Here is a 25,888-nt window from a genome sequence, read left to right on the forward strand (position 1 = left end):
TAATACGCGCCTATATCTGCCGTTAGCTGGTATTCAGCAGAAATAAGGCTATTTCATTCTGTCCTTTAGCACGTCTGTCACGGCTGATAGCTCCATATTCTTGCTCCTGAGCAACACTAGCAGATGAAAGAGCAAGTCCGCCGCTTCGTTTGCAAGTTCCTCATTGTCCCCGCAGGTGGCTGCAAGGGCGGTTTCAACTCCTTCCTCCCCCACCTTTTGAGCTATGCGTTTTACTCCGTCCTCAAACAGCTTGACAGTATAGCTCCCCTCGGGAGCGTCCTTATGTCGTCCTTCTATGATTTTTTCCAGTTTAGAGAGCCAATAGACCGCTGGCAACTCGTCTGAGTCAAAACAGCTCTCCGCCCCAGTATGGCAGGTGGGACCCGCCGCTTTAGCAAATATCAAGAGTGTATCATTATCGCAATCAACAACCATATCTTTAACTGATAGCGTATTACCAGAAGTTTCTCCTTTAGTCCACAGGCATTTCCTATCCCTGCTCCAAAAGCAGACAAGACCAGTAGCAAGCGTCTTTTCAAGCGCATCTCTGTTCATAAAGCCTACCATTAAAAGGCGCATAGATTTATAATCTTGCACACAAGCGGGGATAAGCCCGCCGAGCTTGTCAAAATCAAGCTTGCTAAAATCAAGTTTATTCGTATCAATGTCAACCATTTTAGTCATACTAGTCTTTATCTCCTCACCTGTAGCCCTTTATCTTTTAAGAACGCTTTTAACTCACCAATGTTTATTTGTTTTTTATGGAAGACCGTTGCTGCCAGTGCACCTGTAACGCCTGTCTTTTCAAAGACATCTTGAAAGTGCGTCATCGTCCCCGCACCGCCGCTTGCCACAACGGGGACATCTACTACAGCGGTGAGTTTTGCCAGCTGCGGCAAGTCATAACCATTGCGAACCCCGTCCATATTCATACAATTCAGCACTATTTCCCCTGCACCGCGTTCTACCGCCTCTTTTGCCCATTCAAATGTATCTCTGCCCGTATTGATGGTCTTTTCTGTATCGCCTGTATATTGGTGAACCATATATCTCCCGTTCCGCTCAAAACTATCTATCCCCACAACAACACATTGTTTGCCGAACCTGACTGACATTTCGCTAATAATATCAGGATTTTCCAGTGCGGGGGAGTTTATAGATATTTTATCCGCCCCGTTTTCAAGGATTTTAGCTGCGTCCGCTATGCTACGAATACCGCCTGCCACGCAGAATGGAATATTTATTTGACTTGCTATCTGCTTTATCCAGTTGTAGTCAACTTTGCGCCTGTCAGCACTTGCCGTAATATCATAGAACACAAGCTCGTCTGCCCCCTCGTCAGAGTAGCGTTCGGCAAGTCCCAATATATCGCCTACCACCTCGTGCGCCTTGAACTGAACACCCTTGACCACCTTGCCATCCTTAACATCTAAGCAGGGGATTATCCTTACTTTAAGCATTCTATCGCCTCGCTTAAACTTAAATTGCCCTCATATATAGCCCTACCGCTGATTGCGCCGTATAGTCCTATATCCCTTAGCTTACTCAAATCTTCTAATCCAGACACGCCACCCGATGCCTCAACATAGAGGTCGGGATAACGCCGTTTCAGCTCGCCATATAGAGCAATATTAGCCCCAGTTTGAAGCCCATCTCTGCTAATATCGGTTATTAAGCCATACTTTAATTCAGGGTATTCGTCCAGCAACTGCCACAATGTGGTCTTGGTGTTTTCTTTCCAGCCGCTAACGGCTATATAAGGCACGTTATCGTCTATCTTAAAGTCCAGTGCCAACACAATTTTATCCGCCCCATACTGTGCTAGTATTTTATGCGTAACCTGTGGTTCTTTCACGGCAAGAGAGCCTACAACTGCCCGCGAAACACCCGCTGAAAATATCTTGTCTATATCGCCAGCAGAGCGAATGCCACCGCCTACCTGAACCACACCGTCAAACGCATTAGCAATAAGTTTGAGTACACCAGTGTTGACAAGTTTGCCATTCTTTGCACCATCTAAATCAACCACGTGCAGAACAGTCGCCCCAGCCGCGCTGAACCGACTTGCCACTTTGCTAGGCTCGTCAGAATAGATAGTCTTTTGCTGAAAGTCGCCCTTAATTAGGCGCACACACTGTCCGTCCAGTATATCTATGCTCGGTATTATTAGCATTTCAGCCTCAAAAAGTTTGCTAGTAGCCTTGCGCCAACCTTGCCCGACTTTTCTGGGTGAAACTGAACCCCATAAAAATTATCTTTCCTAATAATTGCAGAAAACTTGACGCCGTAGTCGCATACGCCGATAGTCCAACGGCTATCCACCTCTGGGGCAAAGCTGTGAACGAAATAAAAATTGTCTTCAGTGCTAAACCCCTCTAATAATGGGTCGTCTGCAATCTCCGTAAGGTTGTTCCAGCCCATATGCGGGATTATCCGTATATTTTCAAGCTTTTTAACCTTTACAGGTATTATGCCAAGACACTTTGCGTTATCCTCGCTAGACGACTCACATAGTAGCTGTTGCCCTAGACATATACCTAAAACAGGCTGTTTCAGTCCGCAAATTACATCCACAAGCCCGTTGTCTCGCAGATGTTTCATTGAGTAGCCTGCAGCACCTACACCGGGCAGTATTACTAAATCAGCCGCTTGTATCTGTCTTGCGTCTCTGGTAATAGGCGCATTCACCCCTAGTTGCTCTAACCCAGCAGTTACAGACGTAAAATTTGCCCCGCCGTCATCTATGAGCACTACATTCTTTGAAATGTTCATAAAATGCCCTTTGTGGTTGGCAAAGTATCGTTAGTTATCGCTACTGCCTGCCTTAAAGCCCGTGCGACACACTTGAATATAGCCTCTATGGTATGGTGCGCATTCTTGCCTGTAGCGGTAATGTGAATCGCCACACCCAGCGCATCGCTCAATGTTTTGAAAAAATGCTCCACCATATCAGTCGGAAAATCACCCACCATAGCCATATTAAACGTGGCATTTAACGCAAAATCTGCCCTGCCGCTAAAATCAATTGTGACGTTTGCATCGCTCTCATCCATAGGCGTAGCAAAGCCGTAGCGATTTATGCCGCATTTGTCGCCCAGTGCGCCTTTCAGCACAGCACCAAGCGCAATTGCAACGTCCTCTATGGTGTGGTGAGCATCAACATGCGTGTCGCCTAATGCCTGAATGATTAACGATATACCGCTATGCTTAGAAAATTGTTCCAGCATATGGTCAAAGAAACCTACCCCTGTTGATATGTCGTAGATGCCCCTGTCATCAAGGGTAAGCTCACAGAATATCTCCGTTTCAAGCGTCTTGCGCGAGTCTGAATATCTACGTGGCAGTTTAATCTCTCCTACATCAACATCAAGTGCCGCTAGCAATAGTTTATTTTCCAGCGGTAGTCCTATGCTAATGCGCAACGCTGACGGGTATGCAGTTGTCATATTGCGAACCATAATACCGCGACTCTTTAGCTGCTGATGTAGTCCCTCTGCATCTTTAGCTATGGCAAATATGAAATTGGTCTCACTCCTATAGACAACCTCAAAATGCGGGCAGTTGCTCAGCTTTTCATATATAAAATCTCGCTCACTGCGCAGTTGCTCCACCTGCCTACGTGCGCGCAATAGCCCCAGCGGAGACAATGCTTTCAATGCCATATCAGATGCAGGTCTAGGTATAGGATACGGGGCGATAACACCAGCGAGTAGCTGAATTATATCGGCAGATGCGATAATAGCCCCAATTCTAGCACCCGCCAGCGCATATACTTTAGAGAGTGTCCTCAATATTATTAAATTTTCATATCTGTTTAATAATGTAGTAGCAGATGTGGTATTAGCAAATTCAATATACGCCTCGTCCACCACTACTAGCCCTTTGCCTCTGCGCGCCGCGCAAAGCTGCTCAATTTCAGAGATAGGGATAACATTGCCCGTTGGATTATTTGGAGTGCATATAAATGTCAGTTTCGTATCGTCAGCTGCTAACAGCTGTTCCGTATCAAGATTAAAATCAGCCTTTAGTGGGATTTTATTAACATTAACGCCGTATAGTGCTGCTACCATAGCATAATACACAAACGTGGGTGTAGGTAGTGCTATAGAATCTCTGCCTGCATTACAAAACGTCTTTATAAGCAGGTCTATCCCCTCATCAGCCCCACGCGTAAGCAATATTTGGTTATTTGCCACTCCGTAAATCTCCGCAAGCCTGCGACGCAGAGCGTATGGCTGGTGTTCAGGGTAACGGTTCAGCATATTAGTGTTTTCCCCGTAGGGCTTTTCGGGGTTTTCATTTGCATCAAGCCAGACTAGCGGTGCAGATTCACTACGAGGTGAGCGGTAAATACTTGCTACTAGCACCTCTGGACGTGCCATAGATTTTAACCAATCGTTTGTTACATTCACGTTACTCACTTTGTCCCTCTCCTAATCACGACAGATGCTTTATGCGCATCAAGCCCCTCTAACTCAGCCAATCGCTCCACAGTCGGGGCAATATGTAGAAACCCTTCATGGGAAACCTCTTGAAATGAGATAGACTTCATAAAGCTACTCACCCCTGCTGCACTATACGTCCGCGCATGTCCGTAGGTAGGTATCACGTGATTCGTCCCGCTGGCGTAGTCGCCTAACGCCTCTGATGCCCAGTGCCCTATAAACACAGAACCAGCGTTCTGAATATCCTTTAATATTTCGTTAGCAGCAGCAACTTCAAGCATTAAATGTTCTGGCGCATACCTATTAGCCACCTCAACAGCCTCATTTAGGCTATTAACGAGCACGACTAGCCCATGTTCAAGTGCTTTACTAGCTATACTGACACGCGAAAGGTGCTTTATTTGTTCGTCTAATTCCTTTTGCACATTGTCAGCGAATTGGCTGTCTAATGCCACTAACACTATGCCCGCATTGGGGTCATGCTCAGCTTGTGCCAGCAAATCAGCGGCTACAAAGGCAGGGTTAGCCGAACTATCAGCTATCACCATCACCTCTGACGGACCTGCAGGCATATCCAACGCCGCACCGTTCACATCACGCGCAACCTGTTGTTTAGCCTCTGTCACATAAACATTGCCAGGACCAAATATTTTATCAACTTTTTTGATTGTAGCTGTGCCATAAGCAAGTGCTGCAATGGCTTGTGCGCCACCCATCTTGTATATCTCAGTCACGCCACACAGATTAGCCGCATAGAGTATAGGGTTAGGGATAGTGCCATCTTTTGCAGGGGGGGTTGCTACTACAATCCGCTTGCAACCCGCTATTTTAGCTGGCACCGCCAGCATTAGTAGCGTAGAGACTAGCGGTGCACTGCCGCCGGGTATATATAAGCCCACATTTTCTATTGCCCGATATTCGCGCCATAAGGTTATACCATTTGACTCTAGTTTTTCAGGACTAGGCTGCTGTAGCTTGTGAAAGTTATAGATATTATTATACGCTGTCTTTATTGCGCTTTCTGTTATATCGTCTAGCCTATCTGCCAATGTAAGCTCATCTGTGCTAACGCTGATATTCTTTAATTCCACCCCGTCAAATCGTTTAGTGTAATCAGCCAGCGCGGCATCGCCCTCTGAACGGACACGCGCTATGATATTCCCCACGCTTACAGCTACGACTCCGCTTGTGCTGGCATTGCTACGAACAAGCACATTGGAGCGTTCAGCCTCTGACAGCTCAGCCCAAATGCACTGCCTCATCAGTCAACCATCTTCTCTATAGGTAGCACTAATATAGAGCTTGCGCCAATTGCCTTTAGTTTTTCCATAGTAGCCCAGAACACGTCCTCTTGGCTGACCACATGAACTGCCACCTTATCGCTGGTATCGTTCAGAGCGAGCACGGTCGGTCTCTCCGCACCGGGCATTATCTTTGCCAAGAGTGGCAACTTGTCTTTATCTATATGTAACATTATGTATCTATTCTGCTTGGCACTTAACACGCCGTTTATGCGCATTATAAGCCTATCAACGATTAGCTGCTTTTCATTGCTCAGTTTCGCGCCATTTCTGATTAGCACAGCTTGGCACTGCTTAATCTGCAACACCTCTTTCAGCCCGTTTTCATTTAACGTAGCTCCGCTGGCAACAAGGTCGCAGATAATATCCGCTACGCCGATTTGCGGGGCAAGCTCCACAGAGCCGTGCATCACAACTATCTTTGCGCTGACGTCATTTTTATCAAGATATGCCTTTATAGTGTTAGGGTATGATGTGGCAATCGTCTTGCCCGCAACGTCCTTAATATCCGATATGTTAGAACGTTTAGGGGTGGCGATGCTAAGTCTGCAACGAGAAAATGCCAGCGGCATAATCACCGCTACGCCGTTTTTCTCATATTGAGCGTATTCTTCCAGCAGGTTGTCACCGACTATCCCTAAATCGCAGACGCCTGACTGCACGAACTCAGGGATATCATCGTCCCTTGCGAAGATGAATTCTAATCCGAAAGTTTCGTCTTGCACCATCAGTTGGCTTTTAGCACCCTTAACGGACAGTCCGCAACGGGCGAGCAGGTCAATACTGCCATCCGCTAGCCTACCTTTCTTTTGTAGCGCAATGCGCACACGCTCTGTAGTCGCTTTCATAGCTCGTATTGTATTGCGATAATAATGATTTTGTCAAGGGGGTATTAGGCAACTATTGACAACGTCAGAAAAATGGATTAAAAACTATAGTGAAGGGAGTTTTCTGTGGAGATATTACAAGAACAATTAAAGGAATTTGCAAAGAAATTCAGTGGCAAGTTTGAGTTATCTAGCGAGTACTTAGATAATCTATATAGCGTATATCCGTTCAATAAGTTTGAATATGTTATATCCCACCTGCTGGCGTGTGATGTTGTTAGTTTGGAGCAATATTATGAAATCAGGGAAAGCTATCTATCACGCAATAAATTCTTGCATTTATTTGAAATCTCCGCTCCTCGTGGCTTTGGAGAAACTTGGGCGCAAATACACCTAAATGAGCTAGTTCAAGAGCTGGAAAGACCCTCAAAAAAGTTAGACAAGAATTACTCTGGCGAATATGACTTCTGGTATAAGGGAATAAAGATAGAGGTAAAAGCCTCAAGAGCGGTGGACGCTGATAGCCATGAGCCTTTATATATCAAAGCATTGTCGTCAGCCTCAAAGTTGCCTTATGATATGAACTTTCAACAGATAAAAGCACATTGTTGTGATGTTTTTGTCTGGATTGGAGTATGGAGAGACACAATAAGATACTGGGTAATCCCATCAAGCGACATCTTGAATAACAAGTATTATTCCATAGGACAACATCGTGGCAACACCAGCGAGGGGCAACTACACATTAACGATAAGAATATAGCTGATTTTAAGCTATATGAAGTTAAGCCTGCTGATATACTAGCAAGAATAACTGCACTATGAATAGAGGAGAAGTAAAACTCGCCGTGTCGTATGCCACTATGAACAATTGGCACAGGCTGGGTGTCGCCAGCGTTGACGTGTCTAGTAGGCTTTCAAGGAGAGCAAACAAACGATATTCCACCAAAAATATCCTCCCTGCGGAGTATATAAAGAATACCGCCAGCATAATACAAGTCAATGCTATATTAAACTTCATAAACATAAACAATATAGCCAGTTCAGACGCTATATATTCAATAGCACTTAACTTATTGCAGAAATATAGCTTGCTGTCGGGAAACCCATTTTTAGAGAGCATATTAGACGAGTTTTCAGCTAATATTTGTGAAGAACTTTTAACTTGTCCTCTGCCTCAAGATGAAACAGATATATTAGGGGTAATATACCAGTCTATATTAAAAGAAGGGGACAAGAACAAGAAAGGTTCTTACTATACACCTGATAGTGTTATAAAAAGTCTTGATGTCAAGGTAGGTAATGGGGACAAGATACTTGACCCGTGCTGTGGAACAGGCAGCTTTCTGTTGTCCTTTGCCGACAAGGTAAGTGCTCCTACGCTTTTGTATGGTGTGGATATTGACCCTATCGCCTGTTTTATAGCTAAAATCAACCTTATCATAAGGTTTAAGCATATAATGTTTTCTCCAAATATCTTTAATGCCGACTTTCTCATGCTTAATAGCACATCCAAGTTTGATATTATAGCTACTAATCCGCCTTGGGGAGCGTTGCCGTCAGACGAATATAAACTATACTTTGGCAGAGAATTTTCAAACGAGTCTTTTTCTTACTTTATTGTAAAGGCTACTGAATTTCTAAAAAGTTCAGGGAGATGTTTCTTTGTCTTGCCCATATCTGTATTGAACGTGCAAGCCCACAGAGCAATTAGGCGGTATATTTTAGACAACTTCAGCGTAGAGAACATTACTTTGCTGGGAAAAGTATTTAATGGGGTATTAACAGATATTGTGTCCATCTCCTTATCAAACCTGCGGTTAGACAAAAATATATTAGAAATACACAACGGCAAGGATGTGATGTTTGTAGAGCAATCAGCATTTGAAGCTGACACTAACTATAACTTTTCCATTATCAGCAGAAAAGACGATGTCATTCTGCGCAAAATATTTGATGTTCCACATAAAACCCTTGCTCAAAGCGTTTGGGGGTTAGGCATTGTCACAGGCAACAACGAAATATATATATCCAAAGATAAAAGCGTAGGGGAAAGAATATACACGGGAAAGGAAATCAATAAGTTTCTGTTAAAGGAGAGCAACAAATATATTGACTATAAGCGGGATAACTTTCAACAAGTGGCAGCTGATAACATATACAGGGCGAAAGAGAAATTATTTTATAAGTTTATATCAAAGAATTTGACATTTGCTTATGATAATACACAAAGTCTTTCGCTCAATAGCGCGAATATACTTATTCCGAATATTGCTGGCTATTCCATCAAGGCTGTAATGGCTCTATTGAACTCTGCTCTCTTTCAGTATATTTATAATAAAAAGTTTGGAGAGATAAAGATATTAAAGAGCAATTTATTACAACTGCCATTTCCAATTCTACATGGTAATGAGAATGAACGATTGACCTATCTTGTTGATAGGATACTCTCAGAAAAGACAACAACAGGCTATATAGAGCAGATTGATGAGCTAGTGTTTAGCCTGTTTAGGCTGGATAAACAGGAGATAGCCCGCACTGTATTGCGATAATAATGATTTTGTCAAGGGGGTATTCTTTGCTACCCTCCCTATCAAGCAAACCTATTTACAGATTACCTCTAATCCTTTTAACCAATTCGCAAGCTGTGCACTATTCATTGTCAAACCTTTACCCTCTCCAAGCCCCCAATAACACTTGCCACTTATAGGCGTTTCCATATCGTCCTTAAATGTTATTATTACTTGCAAAGAACCATATTCATCATAATCCTTTCTAATATACTTGCCCTCCTTAAAAGTTCCCTCGCGTAGCAATGCCCCGCTTTCGGAATACTCTTTTGTTACGCCAATTAGTTTGTCGTCTTTATAAGTTTCTTCACGTCCTAATGCACCACTTTCATAGTATTCTTTTAAGACGCCGTTCATTTTACCACCCTTAAAAGCTGCCTCGCCTTGTAATGCGCCACTCTCATAATAGCCCTTTACAATACCCGTGATTGGCTTGCCGCTACTATCAACAATAATATCATCTTTATTAAATGCATCTTTATCCATTACGTATGTTTTCTCTTGTGCCACAGCAACAGAGGCTAAAAGAACAAATACGAATAAAAAGCCAAGAAATCTTTTCATAACATTTTCTCCAACATTTATTTGATATTTTATAGCACAACATCCGCACCTTGACAATACCACCTTATCCGCCGTAAAATCACGTGGCAGGCAAACCACGTCAATAGCCTGCCCGAAAGTCGCTTTAACGTGCTACATTACTATAAGCGGCTTTACGAAGTTAAGCACAGCTTGGGCATCAGCGATAGCCCTTTGCATATCTTGCTCTGTGTTTGAGCTTTCATTCGGGTAGCGTGTATTAACACTATATTTATTGAGTTTTTGGCAATGTGATACTATAGAGTTAAAAGTAGCAGACATTTCAATGCATTGACTGCATAAGCCCTCTAAGTCGTGCGTTTTCTGTGGGTTTATGTTATTCAACACGATAAAGCTTTTCAGGCATTTTTCTGCTGACTGCTGGCAGTGAAAGCAGATAATTTCAACGGGTAGCGGACAATGACCAGTCAAGAAAACTGCACTGCTCAAATCTAATTCTGCTATATGCAACCACTCCAGCGCACTTTCAAGCGCAGTCATAGATAACAATTCCCCGTTGAGAAATTTCCCGTTCTAACGTGGGACCCGTTGAACGATAGTTAAAACGTGATTTCTTGGCTACAAGAATATCGGTAGAGATTAACTTCTTCCCCCACACGGCTTCCGTTATCTTGTCCATAGCATCAAGGTCACGATAAGGGGCATCGTCTTTCATAACGACATACAGGTCTACGTCTGAGTCGTTAGCAGGGGTGCCGTAAGCGTGTGAGCCAAAAAGAAATATCTTTTCAACTGGCAATACACCAACAATTATATCTCTTACGAGATTGACTTGCTCTGCTATATGCTTATCCATAGTTTTATGATAGCACAACATCCACACCTTGACAATACCACCTTATCCGCCGTAAAATCACGTTATGATAAATAATAGTATAGTTATAGCTACACGTGGTTCACAGCTTGCATTGTGGCAGGCAAACCACGTCAAGAGTCTGATAGAAAGCCACTATCCTGACTATAAAGTCACCATTAAGGTTATGAAAACCACAGGCGACAGAATTCTTGACAGACCGCTTGCTGACATCGGAGGCAAAGGTTTATTTGTTAAAGAGATTGAACAGGCAATAATATCCCACGAGGCAGATATAGCCGTCCATAGTATGAAAGACGTGCCGATACTGCTTGCAGACGGTTTAGAAATCTGCACCGTGCTTGTCCGCCAGTTGCCAAATGACGCTTTTTTGTCATTAAAGTATAATTCTATTGACGAACTGCAAAACGGGGCAGTTGTAGGCACATCAAGCCTAAGGCGCAAATTGCAACTATTGGCAATTAAACCCAACCTGAGCATAAAAGACCTGCGTGGCAATGTTGACACCCGCATACGCAAGCTGGAGTCTGGCGAATACGATGCGATAATTTTAGCACAGGCAGGGCTTAACAGGCTTGGATTGACTGAACATATCAAAGAAACTATATCTACAGACACAATCCTACCTGCCGCCTGTCAGGGTGCACTAGGCGTTGAAGCGCGTTCAGATGACAAACAGATGTTGGAACTATTAGCACCACTGAAATCACCAGAGGCAGAGCTTACTACCATAGCGGAGCGAGCATTCTTAATTAAACTAAACGGCGGTTGCCAAGTTCCTATCGCTTGCTATGCAAATATCACTAACGGCAAAATGTGTGTTGCGGGTTATTTGGCATCGCTAGATGCAAAACTGGTGATAAAAAGAGAGGTTAGCGGCAGGGCAAGCGATGCAGGGCAGCTAGGAGACGAACTAGCTAATATGGTGTTAGCAGACGGCGGAGACAAGCTCCTAATGGGGCTGAACGGGTGAATGCGCTAATCACACGAGTTAGCGAACAGTGCACTCAAACGGCACACATTTTTGAGTCTCGCGGTATTACGCCGTTCATAAAACCTATGCTCTGCCTTGAAAAGCTCCGCGATGTTAGTTTCAAATATGATAATTATGACTATTGCATCCTATCTAGCCCGTCAGCAGCAAGGTTTTTCACAGAAATTATTAAAGACCGCCCATTAGATATAAATAATTACGCGGTAGTTGGGGAAAAGACCGCTAAAGAACTGTTGGTAGCTATAAAGCCGAAAAATGCTATTATAAAACCTGAGAGAGCATATACAAAAGAACTGTTATTGTTATTGAAAGCGCGAGATTTTAACGGCAAACGGGTGTTGCTGGCGGGGGCGAAAGAGCGCATACAAGACATCACAGAGGATTTGCAGGCACTTGGAGCGACTACTGATGTTGTTGATATTTATGAAAATGTGCCTATTATATACCCAGCTGGAGAGGTGCAGCGGCTCATAAGCGACAACAAAATAAATATAGTGACGTTCTTCTCCCCATCCGCTGTCCGAGCTTTTTTCACACAGGCGAGACTATCTGCTAATATTGCGGTCGTTTGTGTGGGCAAGACTACGAACGAGACGTTGTTAAACTATGGGGTAACCGCTATCATAGCGCAGGAACAGAGCGCAGAGGGCGTTGCAGAGGCTATTTTATCTTATGGAGGTGCAAAATGCTAGAATGCGCTATACTCGCCATAGGGGAAGAGTTACTTGAGGGCAGTGTTGTTGATACAAACAGTTCGTTTTTAGGGCGTTTATTGGTTGAAAATGGTGCAACTCCGCGTATAGTGCGCACCGTAGGCGATTCTATTGCTGAAATATCCGCCGCTATGCGTGAGGCGATGGACAAGTGCCAGCTGGTACTCACAACTGGCGGGCTGGGACCAACATTTGACGACCTAACGTCAGAGGCTATGGCAAAGGCTTGTGATAAAAGAACAATCTTATATGAAGAGGTTAAGGAGCACGTGCAAAAGCGACTCAACAGGCTTAACTTAACTATGGGTGATAGTCAATTGCGGCAAGCGATGTTGCCTGAGGATGCAATATTATTTAAGAATGAGCATGGCACAGCTTATGGATTCGGCTCTGAATATAAAAAATCGCTCATAATAGCTATGCCGGGCGTGCCCGCTGAGATGAAAATAATGTTTAGTGAACAGGTGTTGCCCTTTATTAAAGAACGATTCAACCTATGCCCGACATATCGCTCTACATTGCGCTTTGCTGCTCTGCCAGAATCAAAGCTAGATGACGTAATATCAAAAGTAGGCATTCCAGAGAACGTCAGGTGTATAATAAACGCTAGTTCTGGCGAAGTGCTGGTAAAGGTGCGCTCTGAAAATGCTGCCGTTGCTAAAAAGTTTGCCGATGCAATCCGTAGCGCATACCCCGAACACTACTATGGCAAGGACGATGATAGTCCCGCAGGAGCATTAGTGGAAGAATTACGCTCAAAAAATCTGTCATTAGCCGTAGCAGAGAGTTGCACGGGTGGGCTATTGGGTGGTGCTATAACAGATATATCAGGTTCATCGGACGTGTTTTATGGCGGAGTGATAAGCTATGCTAACGATGTAAAGCGTTCGCAACTGAACGTGTCGCAAGACATATTAGATACGCGTGGCGCGGTCAGCGAGGAGTGTGCTATGGCTATGGCTGATGGTGTTAGCAAGCTGATGAATGCGACCTGCGCTATTAGTATAACGGGGGTAGCGGGACCGGGGGGCGGAACGCCTGACAAACCTGTAGGAACGGTGTGGCTCTGTGCCAAGTTTGCAGACAAACTCAAAACTAAATGCATTCACGCGAGCGGTGGCAGGGCAGATGTGCGCGCCCGCTCAGTAAAAACCGCCCTGTTATTGCTATTGCAGCTGATAAGACACGGACAATAAAAGGCTTAAATGAAAATCTTGTTTGTGTTAGACAACAACACGTTTGGTGTGAACTATATAGACGTGGCAACCAGCGTAGCTGCTCATTGTGATGCTATTTGGTATAGAGCGAAACAACCGCAACTTACTATATGCGAGATTTACGACAGAGCCGTCCGACTGCGCAATATCCTTCCTAATGCTACGTTAATATTATCAGAATTGGCTTATGTGGCAGTATCTGCAGGCTTTAATGGCGTCCATCTGAACAAGCAAACACTACCGATTGCCTGCATAAAAGCCCTTTATCCTACTTTGTTAGTCGGCTACTCAGCGCACAGCACGGCTGAATGCTCCACAGGGGCAGACTACTACACGCTAAGCCCTATCTTTGAAACTAACAAACAGCATAAAACATTCCCGCTAGGTGCAATTCCTGCCCCCGCCCCCAATGTTTATGCACTGGGCGGGGTGAAACTAGAAAATATCAACCAGTTAGCTAAACTTGGCTATGCGGGCATTGCGGGCATATCACTACATAAAGACTTAATATATGATAATATGGCATCCACACCTTGACAAGTAATCGCCTACGCTATATCCTGTGGCAATGAACCGATTTAACATATACGTGATTCGCACATTTGTAAAATACATAGTCATTTCGGAGCTTATACTGCTAGCCGTCACAATGTTGTTTGAGCTGGTGGATGATTACGATGCCGACACTACTATGTTGCAGCTTTTCACGCTAGAGGGCATTGTCATTCCCAATAAAATCGTTTCAATGTTCCCCGTAGCCACACTTGTAGCGGCTGTTATAACAGTGACCCTGCTAATGCACAGTGGCGAGCTATTGGGCTATGTGAGTCTCGGCGGGCGGATACGTCAGTTTTTCTACCCATTTGCGCTTGTCAGTGCGGTAGCGTTTTTCGTGATGATAGCCTATGATTACAAAATCTACCCGATACTAAAATCAGCATACTACCGTTACCTGCGGGAGGATATACAACACCGCACATATTTAGATGGCAGCAAATTGTTCGGGCTATGGTTGGTGGACGGGAACAGGCTATACCGTATAGGCATACTAGACCTGCTCAATAAGACTATGCGGGAGGTGACCGAATACCAGATAGATGACACTTTCCGCGTCCAAAGCATCCGCGACACCGCCGCTATCAGACAAGACGGCAATATATGGGTGCTAGAAGCTGTCAGAGAGGTTGATATGAGTGGAGATGTGCCTAAAACAACCATTACAGACGAAATACATGAGCGTTCATTACTATTTGATGATGCGACCAATATTACAGATAAGCGTCCAAAAGAGCTTTCGCAACTGGAATTATACCGTATGATACGGGCTATGAATAGTCACGGATTAAAAGCTACTAAATATGAGATGGCTCTGCTAGCCAAATACGCCACTGCTTCATCAACAATAGTCCTGCTGTTTGTTGCAGTGCCGCTAGGCATTAACTTTTCTAGGCGATATTCAGTCACAAAAGGTGCGCTCACGTCTCTATTCGGCGGAATGTCTTACTGGGCAATACTAGCAACATTTAAGTCGTTCGGCACATCTGCGGCTCTGCCACCAATACTGGCAAACTTTATCCCACATATATTATTCATAACAGCGGGCATACTAATGTTTAAGCGGCAAGAGCGTTCAGGCACTTGAAATATTAGATGCGTTTAGCCGCACCCCAAATAGCTTCAAGAGCGTAGAAGTCACGCTCATTTTTGCGCATTATATGGACGATTACGTCTCCGTAGTCCACGCAAGACCACGTGCCAGAGGCTACCCCCTCGCTAGCTAGCGGTGCAATGCCCTGCTTTTTCATATCTTCAAGCATACTTTCAGATACGGCTCTTACGTGCGTATCAGCCTTGCCAGTGGCTATTATCAAAAAATCCGTAATGCTTGACTGCTCGCGAACATCAAGGCACACGATGTTCTCGCCCAATTTATCGTCTATATATAACTTCAGACGCTTTGCTAAGTCTAACGAAGCATTCAACCAGTTCACCTCATATATAATTTGTGTTTTAGTATATAGTCATATACGTCTTTTGGCAATAGTTGCGCCATAAGGCGAGAGCGTATCTCAACGCTGGATATATTCACAAGGGGCATACTATATAGAATAATATCTCCTGCCCGCTTAGTGTCCGTGTAGTCAGTAAAATTTACCAATCTTTTAACCAGTTCCTCAGATAGCTGCTCTTTAACATCATCAAAGCTAGTGCCATGTCTATTAACGACAATAAAGTTAGATAGTTCAAATAATTGTTGCCAATGTTCCCAGCTTGATATAGTCATAAATATATCGCTACCAGCGATAAAATATAGCGCATCATCGGGGTATATGCTTCGTTTATAGGAAACCGTCTTATAGCTAAATGATATGCCCGTCTCGCTCAGCTCGTAGTCTGAAACTGACACCTTGTCGCCTAGTCCGTTAACAACTAGCTGTGCCATTTCATAACGTTGGACGGGTGTTGCAGCAGTTTCGCTCTTGTGCGGGGGGATTTTTGCGGGCACTAAAATAAGCTCGTTCAGCTGAAAATCTGCCAACACGCGCTCCACAAGGGCTATATGCCCCAAGTGTATCGGGTCAAACGTTCCGCCAAATAAGCCTATGCGCTTCACTTGAATACTCTACAGCCCGCCAAACACCTACACCCGCTCCCCAGTCTTGTCAAATTGCCTATACTGCATACGCCACACCCCCCTAATAATAGGCTGATTATAGCCTAAATATGCGGGAATTGCAAGGCAATGAAACTTCAGAACTTGCAGAGATACCATTAAACAAGACTCTCATAGTTACTTTGCCAGCATTATGATATGCTTATCCGTTAACTCATAAATAGTGTTAGTCCGCATGGCAACAACATCTTTCCGCCTCTAAATGGCAATGCTAATTCGCCACAACTAGTGTTAGTAAAGGGCAGGTTCAGCGAAGATGCTACATTATCAAGCGTTATAGACGAAATGCCCGCCGTGTATGCACTGATTAGCAGAAATAATGGTTTGTCTGATAGTATAGCTTTGCAGGCGGTGAGCAGTTCGGCAATATTGTATTCAAACTTCCACACCTCCCCCTTTGCGCCTCTGCCGAACGAGGGCGGGTCCATTACAATGGCATCATATCTTGTCCCGCGTCTGCCCTCCCGCAGCACAAACTTCAGGCAGTCATCGGCTATTAGCCGTATTTCATTATTTACCCCTGATAGGTCGGCATTCTCACGGCACCAATCTAGCATACCTTTAGATGAATCTACATGGCACACACTTGCGCCAGCCTTTGTCGCCACTACGCTTGCCGCACCCGTATAGCCAAATAGATTTAATAGCTTGAGCGGTCTGCCAGCATTCTTTATGGCATTCTCTATTAGTCGCCAGTTGTGTGCCTGCTCTGGGAAAAGTCCTGTATGCTTGAATCCCGTCAGACGCACCTTAAAAGTCAGGTTGCCCCAGTGGACACGCCACTCGTCAGGCACTTTGCGCATAAACTCCCATCTGCCGCCGCCGCTGGATGAGCGGTGATAGCGGGCATCTGCAGACTTCCAGAGCGGATTATCGCTTGCCTGCCATAGGGCTGTCGGGTCTGGGCGCACCAGCGTCACCGTCCCCCAACGCTCTAGGCGCAACCCGTTGCCAGCATCTATCAGTTCGTAGTCTGCTATGTCGTTAGATATGAATGTTTGCGGCACGTGCAGCCCTCAATGCCTCGTTTTCTGCGCGCAGGGCGCAGTCCTCCATAGATAGACCATCAAAGTAGTTGCCTAATAGGTAGAAGCCGTGCGCTTTCACCAGCTCTGTATCAAGTTGTCTGCGCCACTCGTGGTGTGATACCCCTAAATGCGGTAGCTCAAAGTGAGCAGTGTTGGTTACGTAGTCTCTATCTTTTAGCTCTAACACCTCATCAGCTGTCTGCCTGTCATAGGCGGGGTTGCTGTCGGGCTTAAAGTGAAAGGTCGCAGAGCGATATTGCACATCTGGGAGCATATCGCGCGACACAATGGCAGTAAAGGAGGCGTTCTTTGCTATAATATACGCAAAATGCTTTACATTAGATTTATTTGCCGCAAATGACACATTAAATGCCCTAGACGCACGGCTTGGCAATGCTTTAAGCAACTTTGCCATATCCTGATAAACGGGTGCTACTAGCTCGGCAGCGACTCTCCCCTCAGTAGCTAATGCAAGTTGCTTTGTGCTATATGCCCCGCTAGCCGTCTTTATGTCCCAGCCGTTAGTTGTCTTTTCAATGCCAACTACGTCAGCGTTAGTATGAAGCTCTATATTTTTTCCATTTGCTGCAGTGTTAAGCAGTGCGCCCAAGCCACCATTGATAGTAAATGAGCGTGGGTAAGTTTTATCTTTCTTGCGGATTTTTAGTAGCAGGTCAGCGGCAAATGTAGCAGAATTTTGGCAGATTACGGCACTAGTTGCGGGGTGTATCAAGTCAGCAAAGTTGCGCTTGCCTAGCAGCTTGCTATAATACTCCGCCACTGTTAACCCGCGCTTTTTAGTGGTGAATATATTAAACAGGCTAAAAAAGCCCTCTATCGGGTAGATATGCCGAAACATTGAACTAATGTGCCCATTTGCATACATCTTGTATGGGGCAGACTTGTATGGGATAATCTCACCTTGCAACTTACAAGCATTTATCAGGCGGATAATTGCCGCATAGCTGGAATATATCGTGTGTGCGCCAAGCTCTGCAAAATAATTGTCTTTATAGGGGTTTATAGTGTGAACGCAACCGCCTAAAACATCTCGTTTCTCTAACAACAGCACCTCAAGTCCATGCTTGGCAACAGTGTGCGCAAATGTGATACCGCTCAAACCGCCGCCCACTACTGCCACATCGTATATCTTACTGTCGTTCATAGTTAGTTTTGCCTAGCAATCTTAAAATCCATCTCTATTATATCAAACCTTATCACCACAAGTTTGCTCAACATCTCGCTAGGAAATGTTGCATCTTTGTGTTTAGTGTATTTTTCCAGCAATGTATTCAGATGGCGCGTCTTTTCAGTCTCGTCGTCTATGAAAGTTGCCTTTGCTGTGCCGATTACGCTGTTGTAGTATGTGCCTGTGCGGTTAGGGTCGGTCTCGTGCTGGCGGATAGCAATTTGCTCGTTCACCGTCCAACCAACGACAGGCGATTTCTTTAATAGCTCAATCTTTCTGCCGACTGGGGCGGAGTGAACTAACAACGAATTATTACTATAGGTAAAGTTGATTGGCAATACATAAGGTGCATCGCCAGTGTTAATGGCTATTTGCATGTGCTGGATACGTTTCAGAAACGCCTCTAACTCAGCCTTATCTTCACAACGCTTTTCTGCACGCCTCATAGCAACCATAACTAACCCCCTAAATATTTGTATATTATACACAAAAATTTTTAAGTTATAGAAAAATCTCTAAAATTCCCATTGACATGTTTTTAGTGTAATTGTATGAAGGTGTTATAGAGTGCGTGTTTCATATTTTATAAACTATGAGGAAGCTGATGTATTGTCAGGCGGGAACACCACGTCTAGGACGGGCATAATTATTAAGTCGTCCATTCGCTGATAGAGTGCGTTGTTTTCCGATATTCGCCAAACGATGCAACTCTGCCTGCCACGTTGCAGTATTTGCAGAATGGGTGCGGTTTTGCCATGTATTCTAATATTTCTTTGCAGTTTGCTACCTTGTAGATGTCCATATAGTCGTGAGACGAAACAGGGAGATTTTGATTAAAATGGCTGTTAAAGTGGCGAATACCCGCTATGATACTGCAGGGGTAGAGCTTGCCATTCCTCATCACACTGCATGCTCCGTTTGATAGTCCGCAACGTGAATAAGAATCAAACGGTGTAAGGGAGCATTTTCCGTCTAAATGCAAGGGCATTTTGCCAGAAACCCGCTCGTTTTTATTTGAAACTGGTCCTGACTGGAAACCCATATCGGTGCTATACTGAAGCGTTACTCCAAAGCTCTCAACGTATTGCTCTATCTTGTTCCAGTCCATATCAGGATATTTTGTTGGGGAGATAGTTATATTGTTGTCTAAAACTGCCTTAAAGAATGGTGCTTTCTGTTTTAACAACAACAGACCGTTCGTTATTAGCACAATTTTAACACTTGGGTCTGGAAATGCCCTACGAGACAGCTCAAAAAATGAGATGATGTTCGGATTCAGCAACGGCTCCCCGCCCGCCAACGTAACCTCACCAGTGTATGGAGTAGCCCCCCCCCCCCCCTCAGAGGTAAGCGAGGTAAGCTCTGACAGCCTATTTATATCCTGCTCAAAGGTTTTGATGTCGTAAAATTCTTCTTTAGCTAAGGTAGAGAAAGTCCAGCAACCATAACAATTGTCGTTGCAGTGTTCTGCTACGGGGATGTATAGCTTTGGCAGGTAGTCCAGCACAGTGGTAGACCTAATAGTGCGAAAAACATTCTTAGCGAACTCTATTGAGTTGAGGAACTCAAACTTCATTCCGAGTATTCGCACAGTGCGAATTATGCCGACATCAGTGATAGAGAATAACTTTTCTAACATATTGCATAGTAATACATTAAAATACGTAAAAGTGCAACATTTTTTTGCTATATATAGTCCACTGGTTTATTAGTAGCTGGCAGCTCCGTATTATACAATTATGTCGTTCTGTAGCTCTTTTAACTTGGCAAGTGAAAGCCCTGTGCCCTTTGATACAAAATCAAGGGGCATACCTAGTGCTAAAAAATTTTTAGCAGTTTCTAGCTTGCCTTCCAGCTTGCCTTTTTGCTCGCCTTCCAGCTTGCCCTCTAGCTTGCCTTTTTGTTCGCCCTCCTGCATACCTATTAGCATGCCCTCGTCAAACGCCTCTTCACGCCATACCCTTTTAGCTACGTTAATATCAAACTCTGATGTCAACATACCCATATTCATTACCTCCCGTGAGTGTCTATATAAAAAGTCTTTCAATATACCCCGCTCTATACAGAGCCTTATAGCCCGCTCCATTGCACCAGCTAAAGCTACCTTATCCTCGCTATCTATCCCCTTTGTCTCCTGCCTAACTACCTCCACAAACTCCGCATAGTCTCCAAGTGTCCCACTTGCTTTTAATACTTTTCTGTTATGTCCCTTATTAACATTCAACACTCTCGCTTCTAACTCTAAAAAGTTATGTGTATCCTTTCTTGTTTCGTCTTTTGCAAACATTTCAGATAGCTTTATATAGTAATCATCTGCTTTTAACGAAGTAACGCCATTATATAACACTATAAACTCTGGACGGGGTATTGTCAACCTGTTTCTCCTATATACCGCATCGTTATCCACCATACCCTCATATAAACGAGCTATATATTCTAAAAAACGCAACGGCATATTATCGTTTATAGTTGACTGGTGCTCCATTAAAACAACTAGCTTATCCCCTATAGTAAATGATATATCGTTTCGTCTGCCCATAAACAGAACATTCTCTAGGGTATTGATTGTAATTCCGTCTGATACCGCATAGTGCACATCGTCAATCGCATTATAAAGCTCAACAAGCCTGCCCTTATCTGAAAACAGCTTGGTAAAGACGGTATCTTTATACTCCCTGTTTGTATTTGCGTTTTGCATAACTCAGTAATATAATAAAAATAAGAAAATGTCAAGCTTATCGTCCATCAGTAATAGAGAATAACCTTTCCTAACATAATTTTGCCTGTTTGCTATTGACAAGTTGATTTTTTGTTGTTACGATTAAGCTATGGCTAATGCAAACCCTCGTATCAATGTGACTGTCCCTGTGGATGTTGTTGCTATGCTGAATAGCAGGGCGCGGAAACAACATATACCTGTATCTAGGGTAGCATCCGACCTTATAGTCAAGGCGATGGAATACGACGAAGATGTATATTTTTCACGTATTGCTGAGGAGACTGAAGCCACCAATAAAAGATGGATTTCTCATGAGGATGCTTGGGACTAACATCCGATGTCTTATAACATAGAATATGCTGATGTAGTAGTAGCCAAGCAAATACCAGCACTACCAGCGACTATGAAATCACGAATTAAAGGGGCAATAGAAGAAAGGTTAATGACTATCCAGTATCCTTTGGCAAGCCTCTAACGCACACGTTGGCAGGATACAGGCGGTTGCGGGTTGGTGATTGGCGTATCATATATCGAATAGAGAAGGACATTGTCAAAATAGTAAGAATCGCTCACAGAAAAGAGGTCTACGAGCGATAAAGAAAATATTATTAAGTCGTCCATTCGCTGATAGAGCGCGTTGTTTTCCGATATTCGCCAAACGATGCAATTCTGCCTGCCACGTCGCAGTATTTGCAGAATGGGTGCGGTTTTGCCATGTATTCTAATATTTCTTTGCAGTTTGCCACCTTGTAGATGTCAATATAGTCGTGCGATGTGACAGGGAGATTTTGATTAAAATGGCTGTTAAAGTGGCGAATACCCGCTATGACAGTGCAGGGGTAGAGCTTGCCATTCCTCATCACACCGCATGCTCCATTTGATAGTCCGCAACGTGAATAAGAATCAAACGGTGTAAGGGAGCATTTTCCGTCTAAATGCAAGGGGTATTTGCCAGAAACCCGCTCGTTTTTATTTGAAACTGCCCCTGACTGGAAACCCATATCGGTGAAATACTGAAGCGTTACTCCAAAACTGCCAACGTATTGCTCTATCTTGTTCCAGTCCATATCAGGGTATTTTGTCGGGAATACAGTTATATTGTTGTCTAAAACTGCCTTAAAGAATGGTGCTTTCTGTTTTAACAACAACAGCCCGTTCGTAAATAGCACAATTTTAATATTTGGGTCTGGAAACGCCCTACGAGACAGCTCAAAAAATGAGATGATGTTCGGATTCAGCAACGGCTCCCCGCCCGCCAACGTAACCTCACCAACAGAGGTAAGCTCTGACATTCTATTTATATCCTGCTCAAAGGTTTTGATGTCGTAAAATTCTTCTTTAGCTAAAGTAGAGAAAGCAACGCAACCATAACAATTGTCGTTGCAGTGTTCTGCTACGAGGATGTATAGCTTTGGCAGGTAGTCCAGCGGCGTGGTAGCCCTAATAGTGCGAAAAACATTCTTAGCGAACTCTATTGAGGTGAGGAACTCAAACTTCATTCCGAGTATTCGCACAGTGCGAATTATGCCGACATCAGTGATAGAGAATAACTTTTCTAACATAGTGCAATTATTCGTCACGTCCACTCGCTAATATCGCGCGTTGTTTTCCGATATTCGCCAAGAGATGCAACTCTGCCTGCCACGTCGCAGTATTTGCAGAATGGGTGCGGTTTCGCTATGTATTCTAATATTTCTTTGCAGTTAGCCACCTTGTAGATGTCCATATAGTCGTGAGACGTAACAGGGAGATTTTGATTAAAATAGTTGTTAAAGTGGTGAATGCCCGCTATGATACCGCAGGGATATAGCCTGCCATTCCTCATCACACCGCATGCTCCGTTTGATACTCCGCAACGTGAATAAGAATCAAACGGTGTAAGGGAGCATTTTCCGTCTAAATGCAAGGGATATTTGCCAGAAACCCGCTCGTTTTTATTTGAAACTGACCCTGACCGGAAATCCGTATCGGTGAAATACTTAAGCGTTACTCCAAAGCTCTCAACGTATTGCTCTATCTTGTTCCAGTCCATATCAGGATATTTTGTCGGAGATACAGTTATATTGTTGTCTAAAACTGCCTTAAAGAATGGTGCTTTCTGTTTTAACAACAACAGACCGTTTGTTATTAGCACAATTCTAACACTTGGGTCTGGGAACGCTCTACGAGACAGCTCAAAAAATGAGATGATGTTCGGATTCAGCAACGGCTCCCCGCCTGCCAAGAAAATCTCACCAGTGTATGGAGCTACTACCCCCCCCCCAGAGGTAAGCGAGGTAAGCTCTGACAGCCTATTTATATCCTGCTCAAAGGTTTTGATGTCGTAAAATTCTTCTTTAGCTAAAGTAGAGAAAACATAGCAACCATAACAATCACTGTTGCATTGTTCTGCTACGGGAATGGTAACGGCTGGCAGGTAGTCCAGCACAGTGGTAGCCCTGATAGTGCGAAAAACATTCTTAGCGAACTCTATTGAGTTGAGGAACTCAAACTTCATTCCAAGTATTCGCACAGTGCGAATTATGCCGACATCAGTGATAGAGAATAACTTTTCTAACATATTGCATAGTAATACATTAAAATACGTAAAAGTGCAATATTTTTTTGCTATAATAGTCCACTGGTTTATTAGTAGCTGGTAGCTCCGTATTATACAATTATGTCGTTCTGTAGCTCTTTTAACTTGGCAAGTGAAAGCCCTGTGCCCTTTGATACAAAATCAAGGGGCATACCGAGTGCTAAAAAATTTTTAGCAGTTTCAAACTTGCCTTCTAGCTTGCCCTCTAGCTTGCCTTTTTGTTCGCCCTCCTGCATACCTATTAGCATACCCTCATCAAACGCCTCTTCACGCCATACCCTTTTAGCTACATTGATGTCAAACTCTGATGTCAACATACCCATATTCATTACCTCCCGCGAGTGTCTATATAAAAAGTCTTTCAATATACCACGCTCTATACATATCCTTATAGAGAGAACAGCTTTCCTAACGTGGTGTATGGTGACACATTAAATACGTTACCTCATTGAGAGTAATACACTAGCTTATCGTATCTTGGCTTTTATATGACGTAACACTTGCCAAAAGACGTCTCCTTAGAGAACCTAAGTCGCCACTATCAAGGAGCGACAAAGCCTCTTGGGACAGTTGTTGCTCCCCTATTTCCATTCCTTCTTCAAACGCCTCTTCACGCCATACCCTTTTAGCTACGTTAATGTCAAACTCTGATGTCAACATACCCATATTCATTACCTCCCGCGAATGTCTATATAAAAAGTCTTTCAATATACCCCGCTCTATACATAGCCTTATAGCCCGCTCCATTGCACCAGCTAAAGCTACCTTATCCTCGCTATCTATCCCCTTTGTCTCTTGCCTAACAACCTCTACAAACTCCGCATAGTCCCCAAGCGTTCCGCTTGCTTTTAATACTTTTCTGTTATGTCCCTTATTAACATTCAACACTCTCGCTTCTAACTCTAAAAAGCTATGTGTATCCTTTCTTGTTTCGTCTTTTGCAAACATCTCAGATAGCTTTATATAATAGTCATCTGCTTTTAACGAAGTAACGCCATTATATAACACTATAAACTCTGGACGGGGTATTGTCAACCTGTTTCTCCTATATACCGCATCGTTATCCACCATACCCTCATATAAACGAGCTATATATTCTAAAAACCTTAATGGCATATTATCGTTTATAGTTGATTGATGTTCCATTAAAACAACTAACTTGTCTGCTATGGTAAATGATATATCGTTTCGTCTGCCCATAAACAGAACATTCTCTAAGGTATTGATTGTAATTCCGTCTGATACCGCATAGTGCACATCGTCAATCGCATTATAAAGCTCAACAAGCCTGTCCTTATCTGAAAACAGCTTGGTAAAGACGGTATCTTTATGCTCCCTGTTTGTCTTTGCGTTTTGCATAACTCAGTAATATAATAAAAATAAGAAAATGTCAAGCTTATCGTCCATCAGTAATAGAGAATAACCTTTCTAACATAGTGTATAGTAATACATTAAAATATGTAAAAGGGCAATTTTTTTTGCTATAATAGTCTGTGTAGTTTGGAGGCATAATGAGTAATATAGTGTTTAATAGTGGCGCAATTGACAGGCTCAAATCAGCCAGCGGTATCTACATTTGGGGGACGAATAGACTTGGCTATAATTTAGCGCAGGGGTTGCTGGATAGCGGTTTAACCTTTCTTGGATTTATTGACAGCTATAAGCATGGCAAGTCTGTTCAACTATGTGGCAAGGAGATAAAGGTGTCTGCCCCTGATGAAATAGCTGACAAGCATAGCAAAACCTTAATAATATCAGGCATTAACCAATACATGGAAATATATGATAAAGCAGTAGAGTGTGGTTTTAAGGATAGCAATATAGTTGATACGATGCTATTGTACGACTGTGCTGCCCCAGAACAAGAGGATATGATAAGGACAATCTACTCTGAATGGCTTGTGCACTCTATATGCAATGATTACCCTAAAAATAAGCAGAAATATGCTCACCTAAATAAGATTTTATCAGATGAGAGGTCAAAAGATGTTCTGTCAGCTGTTATTAAACTGGCTGACGGGGATACTCGCCCTATTGATGTTCGCAGAGCTATTGCGGCTGTTAGCGAGGATGAAGCTTATCAGTATGAGGAGTTTGTAGAGGTTGTTAGGCAAGAGACAAAGGGGATAGATAGCGAGGATAAGGTAGCTTTAGCTGGTGCAATGGAGCGGGCTATAAGGCTATGTATAGAGCGGGGTATATTGAAAGACTTTTTA

At 43.6% G+C, this 25,888-nt stretch carries 33 protein-coding genes; 11 read left to right on the top strand and 22 right to left on the bottom strand.

Going from position 1 to position 25,888, the window contains the following annotated elements:
• Positions 1-48 precede the first annotated feature (48 nt).
• The 7 genes from hisIE to hisG are packed head-to-tail and all read right to left on the bottom strand — an operon-like array spanning position 49 to position 6,594.
• Positions 49-684 (bottom strand): bifunctional phosphoribosyl-AMP cyclohydrolase/phosphoribosyl-ATP diphosphatase HisIE, encoded by a 636-nt coding sequence (gene hisIE / locus AC1MDJ_RS01070; RefSeq protein WP_479689102.1) that lies wholly within the window; start codon positions 682-684, stop codon positions 49-51.
• Positions 685-692: 8 nt separating this feature from the next.
• Complete coding sequence (gene hisF, locus AC1MDJ_RS01075) at positions 693-1,460, bottom strand: imidazole glycerol phosphate synthase subunit HisF (protein ID WP_479689103.1); 768 nt, start codon at positions 1,458-1,460, stop codon at positions 693-695.
• Positions 1,448-2,173: a 1-(5-phosphoribosyl)-5-[(5-phosphoribosylamino)methylideneamino]imidazole-4-carboxamide isomerase gene (gene hisA / locus AC1MDJ_RS01080; protein ID WP_479689104.1), complete on the bottom strand. Its 726-nt coding sequence runs from the start codon at positions 2,171-2,173 to the stop codon at positions 1,448-1,450. The genes hisF and hisA overlap by 13 nt, the downstream gene beginning before the upstream one ends.
• Complete coding sequence (hisH, locus tag AC1MDJ_RS01085) at positions 2,167-2,772, bottom strand: imidazole glycerol phosphate synthase subunit HisH (protein ID WP_479689105.1); 606 nt, start codon at positions 2,770-2,772, stop codon at positions 2,167-2,169. Before hisH ends, hisA begins: the two co-directional genes overlap by 7 nt.
• Positions 2,769-4,421, bottom strand: a complete 1,653-nt coding sequence (hisC, locus tag AC1MDJ_RS01090) for a histidinol-phosphate transaminase (protein WP_479689106.1) — start codon at positions 4,419-4,421, stop codon at positions 2,769-2,771. The genes hisH and hisC overlap by 4 nt, the downstream gene beginning before the upstream one ends.
• Positions 4,418-5,707, bottom strand: coding sequence for a histidinol dehydrogenase (hisD, locus tag AC1MDJ_RS01095; RefSeq protein ID WP_479689107.1), 1,290 nt, complete (start codon positions 5,705-5,707; stop codon positions 4,418-4,420). Before hisD ends, hisC begins: the two co-directional genes overlap by 4 nt.
• Complete coding sequence (gene hisG, locus AC1MDJ_RS01100; RefSeq protein WP_479689108.1) at positions 5,707-6,594, bottom strand: ATP phosphoribosyltransferase; 888 nt, start codon at positions 6,592-6,594, stop codon at positions 5,707-5,709. Before hisG ends, hisD begins: the two co-directional genes overlap by 1 nt.
• A 105-nt stretch (positions 6,595-6,699) precedes the next feature.
• Here hisG and AC1MDJ_RS01105 point away from each other — a divergent pair, with 105 nt between their 5' ends.
• Both AC1MDJ_RS01105 and AC1MDJ_RS01110 read left to right on the top strand, forming a co-directional pair.
• A complete protein-coding gene (locus tag AC1MDJ_RS01105) occupies positions 6,700-7,398 on the top strand; it encodes a hypothetical protein (protein ID WP_479689109.1) in 699 nt (232 codons plus the stop codon).
• On the top strand, positions 7,395-9,125 hold the full coding sequence (locus AC1MDJ_RS01110) for an N-6 DNA methylase family protein (protein WP_479689110.1): 1,731 nt from the start codon (positions 7,395-7,397) through the stop codon (positions 9,123-9,125). The genes AC1MDJ_RS01105 and AC1MDJ_RS01110 overlap by 4 nt, the downstream gene beginning before the upstream one ends.
• A 51-nt stretch (positions 9,126-9,176) precedes the next feature.
• Here the strand turns inward: AC1MDJ_RS01110 and AC1MDJ_RS01115 are convergent, their stop codons facing one another.
• The 3 genes from AC1MDJ_RS01115 to AC1MDJ_RS01125 form a co-directional block, all read right to left on the bottom strand.
• The gene (locus tag AC1MDJ_RS01115) at positions 9,177-9,707 is read right to left on the bottom strand and encodes a toxin-antitoxin system YwqK family antitoxin (RefSeq protein ID WP_479689111.1); all 531 of its coding nucleotides are present in this window, start codon (positions 9,705-9,707) and stop codon (positions 9,177-9,179) included.
• A gap of 132 nt (positions 9,708-9,839) precedes the next feature.
• A complete protein-coding gene (locus tag AC1MDJ_RS01120; RefSeq protein WP_479689112.1) occupies positions 9,840-10,226 on the bottom strand; it encodes a HEPN domain-containing protein in 387 nt (128 codons plus the stop codon).
• Positions 10,213-10,542, bottom strand: coding sequence for a nucleotidyltransferase family protein (locus tag AC1MDJ_RS01125; RefSeq protein ID WP_479689113.1), 330 nt, complete (start codon positions 10,540-10,542; stop codon positions 10,213-10,215). Before AC1MDJ_RS01125 ends, AC1MDJ_RS01120 begins: the two co-directional genes overlap by 14 nt.
• A gap of 64 nt (positions 10,543-10,606) precedes the next feature.
• Between AC1MDJ_RS01125 and hemC the strand changes: the two genes are divergently transcribed.
• The 5 genes from hemC to AC1MDJ_RS01150 are packed head-to-tail and all read left to right on the top strand — an operon-like array spanning position 10,607 to position 15,126.
• The gene (gene hemC, locus AC1MDJ_RS01130) at positions 10,607-11,533 is read left to right on the top strand and encodes a hydroxymethylbilane synthase (protein ID WP_479689114.1); all 927 of its coding nucleotides are present in this window, start codon (positions 10,607-10,609) and stop codon (positions 11,531-11,533) included.
• Positions 11,530-12,246 carry a uroporphyrinogen-III synthase gene (locus tag AC1MDJ_RS01135; protein WP_479689115.1) on the top strand — a complete coding sequence of 239 codons (717 nt, stop codon included), beginning with the start codon at positions 11,530-11,532 and terminating at the stop codon, positions 12,244-12,246. The genes hemC and AC1MDJ_RS01135 overlap by 4 nt, the downstream gene beginning before the upstream one ends.
• Positions 12,240-13,463, top strand: coding sequence for a CinA family nicotinamide mononucleotide deamidase-related protein (locus AC1MDJ_RS01140; RefSeq protein ID WP_479689116.1), 1,224 nt, complete (start codon positions 12,240-12,242; stop codon positions 13,461-13,463). The genes AC1MDJ_RS01135 and AC1MDJ_RS01140 overlap by 7 nt, the downstream gene beginning before the upstream one ends.
• A 9-nt stretch (positions 13,464-13,472) precedes the next feature.
• Positions 13,473-14,021: a thiamine phosphate synthase gene (locus tag AC1MDJ_RS01145; protein WP_479689117.1), complete on the top strand. Its 549-nt coding sequence runs from the start codon at positions 13,473-13,475 to the stop codon at positions 14,019-14,021.
• Between the two features lie 31 nt (positions 14,022-14,052).
• Positions 14,053-15,126 carry an LptF/LptG family permease gene (locus tag AC1MDJ_RS01150; protein WP_479689118.1) on the top strand — a complete coding sequence of 358 codons (1,074 nt, stop codon included), beginning with the start codon at positions 14,053-14,055 and terminating at the stop codon, positions 15,124-15,126.
• A 4-nt stretch (positions 15,127-15,130) separates the two neighbouring features.
• On the opposite strand, the gene rsfS is transcribed toward AC1MDJ_RS01150, so the two are convergent.
• From rsfS to AC1MDJ_RS01190, 8 genes are all read right to left on the bottom strand, one after another.
• Positions 15,131-15,466, bottom strand: a complete 336-nt coding sequence (gene rsfS / locus AC1MDJ_RS01155; RefSeq protein WP_479689119.1) for a ribosome silencing factor — start codon at positions 15,464-15,466, stop codon at positions 15,131-15,133.
• A 5-nt stretch (positions 15,467-15,471) separates the two neighbouring features.
• Positions 15,472-16,098, bottom strand: coding sequence for a nicotinate (nicotinamide) nucleotide adenylyltransferase (gene nadD, locus AC1MDJ_RS01160; RefSeq protein ID WP_479689120.1), 627 nt, complete (start codon positions 16,096-16,098; stop codon positions 15,472-15,474).
• Between the two features lie 27 nt (positions 16,099-16,125).
• Entirely contained in the window at positions 16,126-16,257 is a 132-nt protein-coding gene (locus AC1MDJ_RS01165) for a hypothetical protein (RefSeq protein ID WP_479689121.1), read from the bottom strand.
• A gap of 50 nt (positions 16,258-16,307) precedes the next feature.
• Positions 16,308-17,165: a class I SAM-dependent methyltransferase gene (locus AC1MDJ_RS01170; protein WP_479689122.1), complete on the bottom strand. Its 858-nt coding sequence runs from the start codon at positions 17,163-17,165 to the stop codon at positions 16,308-16,310.
• Positions 17,143-18,351, bottom strand: a complete 1,209-nt coding sequence (locus AC1MDJ_RS01175; RefSeq protein WP_479689123.1) for a protoporphyrinogen/coproporphyrinogen oxidase — start codon at positions 18,349-18,351, stop codon at positions 17,143-17,145. Before AC1MDJ_RS01175 ends, AC1MDJ_RS01170 begins: the two co-directional genes overlap by 23 nt.
• Positions 18,352-18,353: 2 nt before the next feature.
• Positions 18,354-18,830, bottom strand: a complete 477-nt coding sequence (locus AC1MDJ_RS01180) for a pyridoxamine 5'-phosphate oxidase family protein (RefSeq protein WP_479689124.1) — start codon at positions 18,828-18,830, stop codon at positions 18,354-18,356.
• Between the two features lie 194 nt (positions 18,831-19,024).
• Positions 19,025-20,014, bottom strand: a complete 990-nt coding sequence (locus tag AC1MDJ_RS01185) for a radical SAM protein (protein WP_479689125.1) — start codon at positions 20,012-20,014, stop codon at positions 19,025-19,027.
• Positions 20,015-20,104: 90 nt separating this feature from the next.
• A complete protein-coding gene (locus AC1MDJ_RS01190; protein ID WP_479689126.1) occupies positions 20,105-21,073 on the bottom strand; it encodes an RpnC/YadD family protein in 969 nt (322 codons plus the stop codon).
• Between the two features lie 130 nt (positions 21,074-21,203).
• Between AC1MDJ_RS01190 and AC1MDJ_RS01195 the strand changes: the two genes are divergently transcribed.
• From AC1MDJ_RS01195 to AC1MDJ_RS01205, 3 genes are read left to right on the top strand one after another with little or no spacing between them, the layout of a single operon-like run.
• Positions 21,204-21,425, top strand: coding sequence for a ribbon-helix-helix domain-containing protein (locus AC1MDJ_RS01195; protein ID WP_479689127.1), 222 nt, complete (start codon positions 21,204-21,206; stop codon positions 21,423-21,425).
• 6 nt (positions 21,426-21,431) lie between these two features.
• Entirely contained in the window at positions 21,432-21,569 is a 138-nt protein-coding gene (locus AC1MDJ_RS01200; RefSeq protein ID WP_479689128.1) for a hypothetical protein, read from the top strand.
• 26 nt (positions 21,570-21,595) lie between these two features.
• Positions 21,596-21,691 carry a type II toxin-antitoxin system RelE family toxin gene (locus AC1MDJ_RS01205; protein ID WP_479689135.1) on the top strand — a complete coding sequence of 32 codons (96 nt, stop codon included), beginning with the start codon at positions 21,596-21,598 and terminating at the stop codon, positions 21,689-21,691.
• Between the two features lie 11 nt (positions 21,692-21,702).
• Here AC1MDJ_RS01205 and AC1MDJ_RS01210 read toward each other — a convergent pair whose 3' ends face one another.
• From AC1MDJ_RS01210 to AC1MDJ_RS01225, 4 genes are all read right to left on the bottom strand, one after another.
• Entirely contained in the window at positions 21,703-22,656 is a 954-nt protein-coding gene (locus tag AC1MDJ_RS01210; RefSeq protein ID WP_479689129.1) for a radical SAM protein, read from the bottom strand.
• A 14-nt stretch (positions 22,657-22,670) separates the two neighbouring features.
• Positions 22,671-23,654, bottom strand: coding sequence for a radical SAM protein (locus AC1MDJ_RS01215; RefSeq protein WP_479689130.1), 984 nt, complete (start codon positions 23,652-23,654; stop codon positions 22,671-22,673).
• Positions 23,655-23,743: 89 nt separating this feature from the next.
• Entirely contained in the window at positions 23,744-23,995 is a 252-nt protein-coding gene (locus tag AC1MDJ_RS01220) for a hypothetical protein (RefSeq protein ID WP_479689131.1), read from the bottom strand.
• Positions 23,996-24,134: 139 nt separating this feature from the next.
• On the bottom strand, positions 24,135-25,031 hold the full coding sequence (locus AC1MDJ_RS01225) for an RpnC/YadD family protein (protein ID WP_479689132.1): 897 nt from the start codon (positions 25,029-25,031) through the stop codon (positions 24,135-24,137).
• A 152-nt stretch (positions 25,032-25,183) separates the two neighbouring features.
• Between AC1MDJ_RS01225 and AC1MDJ_RS01230 the strand changes: the two genes are divergently transcribed.
• On the top strand, positions 25,184-25,888 hold a 705-nt coding region (locus tag AC1MDJ_RS01230; RefSeq protein WP_479689133.1), incomplete at its 3' end, for a hypothetical protein.

The sequence above is a fragment of the Candidatus Termitispirillum reticulitermitis genome, assembly GCF_054655775.1.

What these genes read in the sequence shown, in the direction of transcription:
- hisIE (WP_479689102.1), bottom strand. Translation starts at nt 684, where the DNA reads ATGACTAAAATGGTTGACATTGATACGAATAAACTTGATTTTAGCAAG.
- hisF (WP_479689103.1), bottom strand. Translation starts at nt 1,460, where the DNA reads ATGCTTAAAGTAAGGATAATCCCCTGCTTAGATGTTAAGGATGGCAAG.
- hisA (WP_479689104.1), bottom strand. Translation starts at nt 2,173, where the DNA reads ATGCTAATAATACCGAGCATAGATATACTGGACGGACAGTGTGTGCGC.
- hisH (WP_479689105.1), bottom strand. Translation starts at nt 2,772, where the DNA reads ATGAACATTTCAAAGAATGTAGTGCTCATAGATGACGGCGGGGCAAAT.
- hisD (WP_479689107.1), bottom strand. Translation starts at nt 5,707, where the DNA reads ATGAGGCAGTGCATTTGGGCTGAGCTGTCAGAGGCTGAACGCTCCAAT.
- hisG (WP_479689108.1), bottom strand. Translation starts at nt 6,594, where the DNA reads ATGAAAGCGACTACAGAGCGTGTGCGCATTGCGCTACAAAAGAAAGGT.
- AC1MDJ_RS01110 (WP_479689110.1), top strand. Translation starts at nt 7,395, where the DNA reads ATGAATAGAGGAGAAGTAAAACTCGCCGTGTCGTATGCCACTATGAAC.
- AC1MDJ_RS01115 (WP_479689111.1), bottom strand. Translation starts at nt 9,707, where the DNA reads ATGAAAAGATTTCTTGGCTTTTTATTCGTATTTGTTCTTTTAGCCTCT.
- AC1MDJ_RS01120 (WP_479689112.1), bottom strand. Translation starts at nt 10,226, where the DNA reads ATGACTGCGCTTGAAAGTGCGCTGGAGTGGTTGCATATAGCAGAATTA.
- AC1MDJ_RS01125 (WP_479689113.1), bottom strand. Translation starts at nt 10,542, where the DNA reads ATGGATAAGCATATAGCAGAGCAAGTCAATCTCGTAAGAGATATAATT.
- hemC (WP_479689114.1), top strand. Translation starts at nt 10,607, where the DNA reads ATGATAAATAATAGTATAGTTATAGCTACACGTGGTTCACAGCTTGCA.
- AC1MDJ_RS01140 (WP_479689116.1), top strand. Translation starts at nt 12,240, where the DNA reads ATGCTAGAATGCGCTATACTCGCCATAGGGGAAGAGTTACTTGAGGGC.
- AC1MDJ_RS01145 (WP_479689117.1), top strand. Translation starts at nt 13,473, where the DNA reads ATGAAAATCTTGTTTGTGTTAGACAACAACACGTTTGGTGTGAACTAT.
- AC1MDJ_RS01150 (WP_479689118.1), top strand. Translation starts at nt 14,053, where the DNA reads ATGAACCGATTTAACATATACGTGATTCGCACATTTGTAAAATACATA.
- AC1MDJ_RS01165 (WP_479689121.1), bottom strand. Translation starts at nt 16,257, where the DNA reads ATGGTATCTCTGCAAGTTCTGAAGTTTCATTGCCTTGCAATTCCCGCA.
- AC1MDJ_RS01175 (WP_479689123.1), bottom strand. Translation starts at nt 18,351, where the DNA reads ATGAACGACAGTAAGATATACGATGTGGCAGTAGTGGGCGGCGGTTTG.
- AC1MDJ_RS01180 (WP_479689124.1), bottom strand. Translation starts at nt 18,830, where the DNA reads ATGGTTGCTATGAGGCGTGCAGAAAAGCGTTGTGAAGATAAGGCTGAG.
- AC1MDJ_RS01185 (WP_479689125.1), bottom strand. Translation starts at nt 20,014, where the DNA reads ATGTTAGAAAAGTTATTCTCTATCACTGATGTCGGCATAATTCGCACT.
- AC1MDJ_RS01190 (WP_479689126.1), bottom strand. Translation starts at nt 21,073, where the DNA reads ATGCAAAACGCAAATACAAACAGGGAGTATAAAGATACCGTCTTTACC.
- AC1MDJ_RS01195 (WP_479689127.1), top strand. Translation starts at nt 21,204, where the DNA reads ATGGCTAATGCAAACCCTCGTATCAATGTGACTGTCCCTGTGGATGTT.
- AC1MDJ_RS01200 (WP_479689128.1), top strand. Translation starts at nt 21,432, where the DNA reads ATGTCTTATAACATAGAATATGCTGATGTAGTAGTAGCCAAGCAAATA.
- AC1MDJ_RS01210 (WP_479689129.1), bottom strand. Translation starts at nt 22,656, where the DNA reads ATGTTAGAAAAGTTATTCTCTATCACTGATGTCGGCATAATTCGCACT.
- AC1MDJ_RS01215 (WP_479689130.1), bottom strand. Translation starts at nt 23,654, where the DNA reads ATGTTAGAAAAGTTATTCTCTATCACTGATGTCGGCATAATTCGCACT.
- AC1MDJ_RS01220 (WP_479689131.1), bottom strand. Translation starts at nt 23,995, where the DNA reads ATGGGTATGTTGACATCAGAGTTTGACATCAATGTAGCTAAAAGGGTA.
- AC1MDJ_RS01225 (WP_479689132.1), bottom strand. Translation starts at nt 25,031, where the DNA reads ATGCAAAACGCAAAGACAAACAGGGAGCATAAAGATACCGTCTTTACC.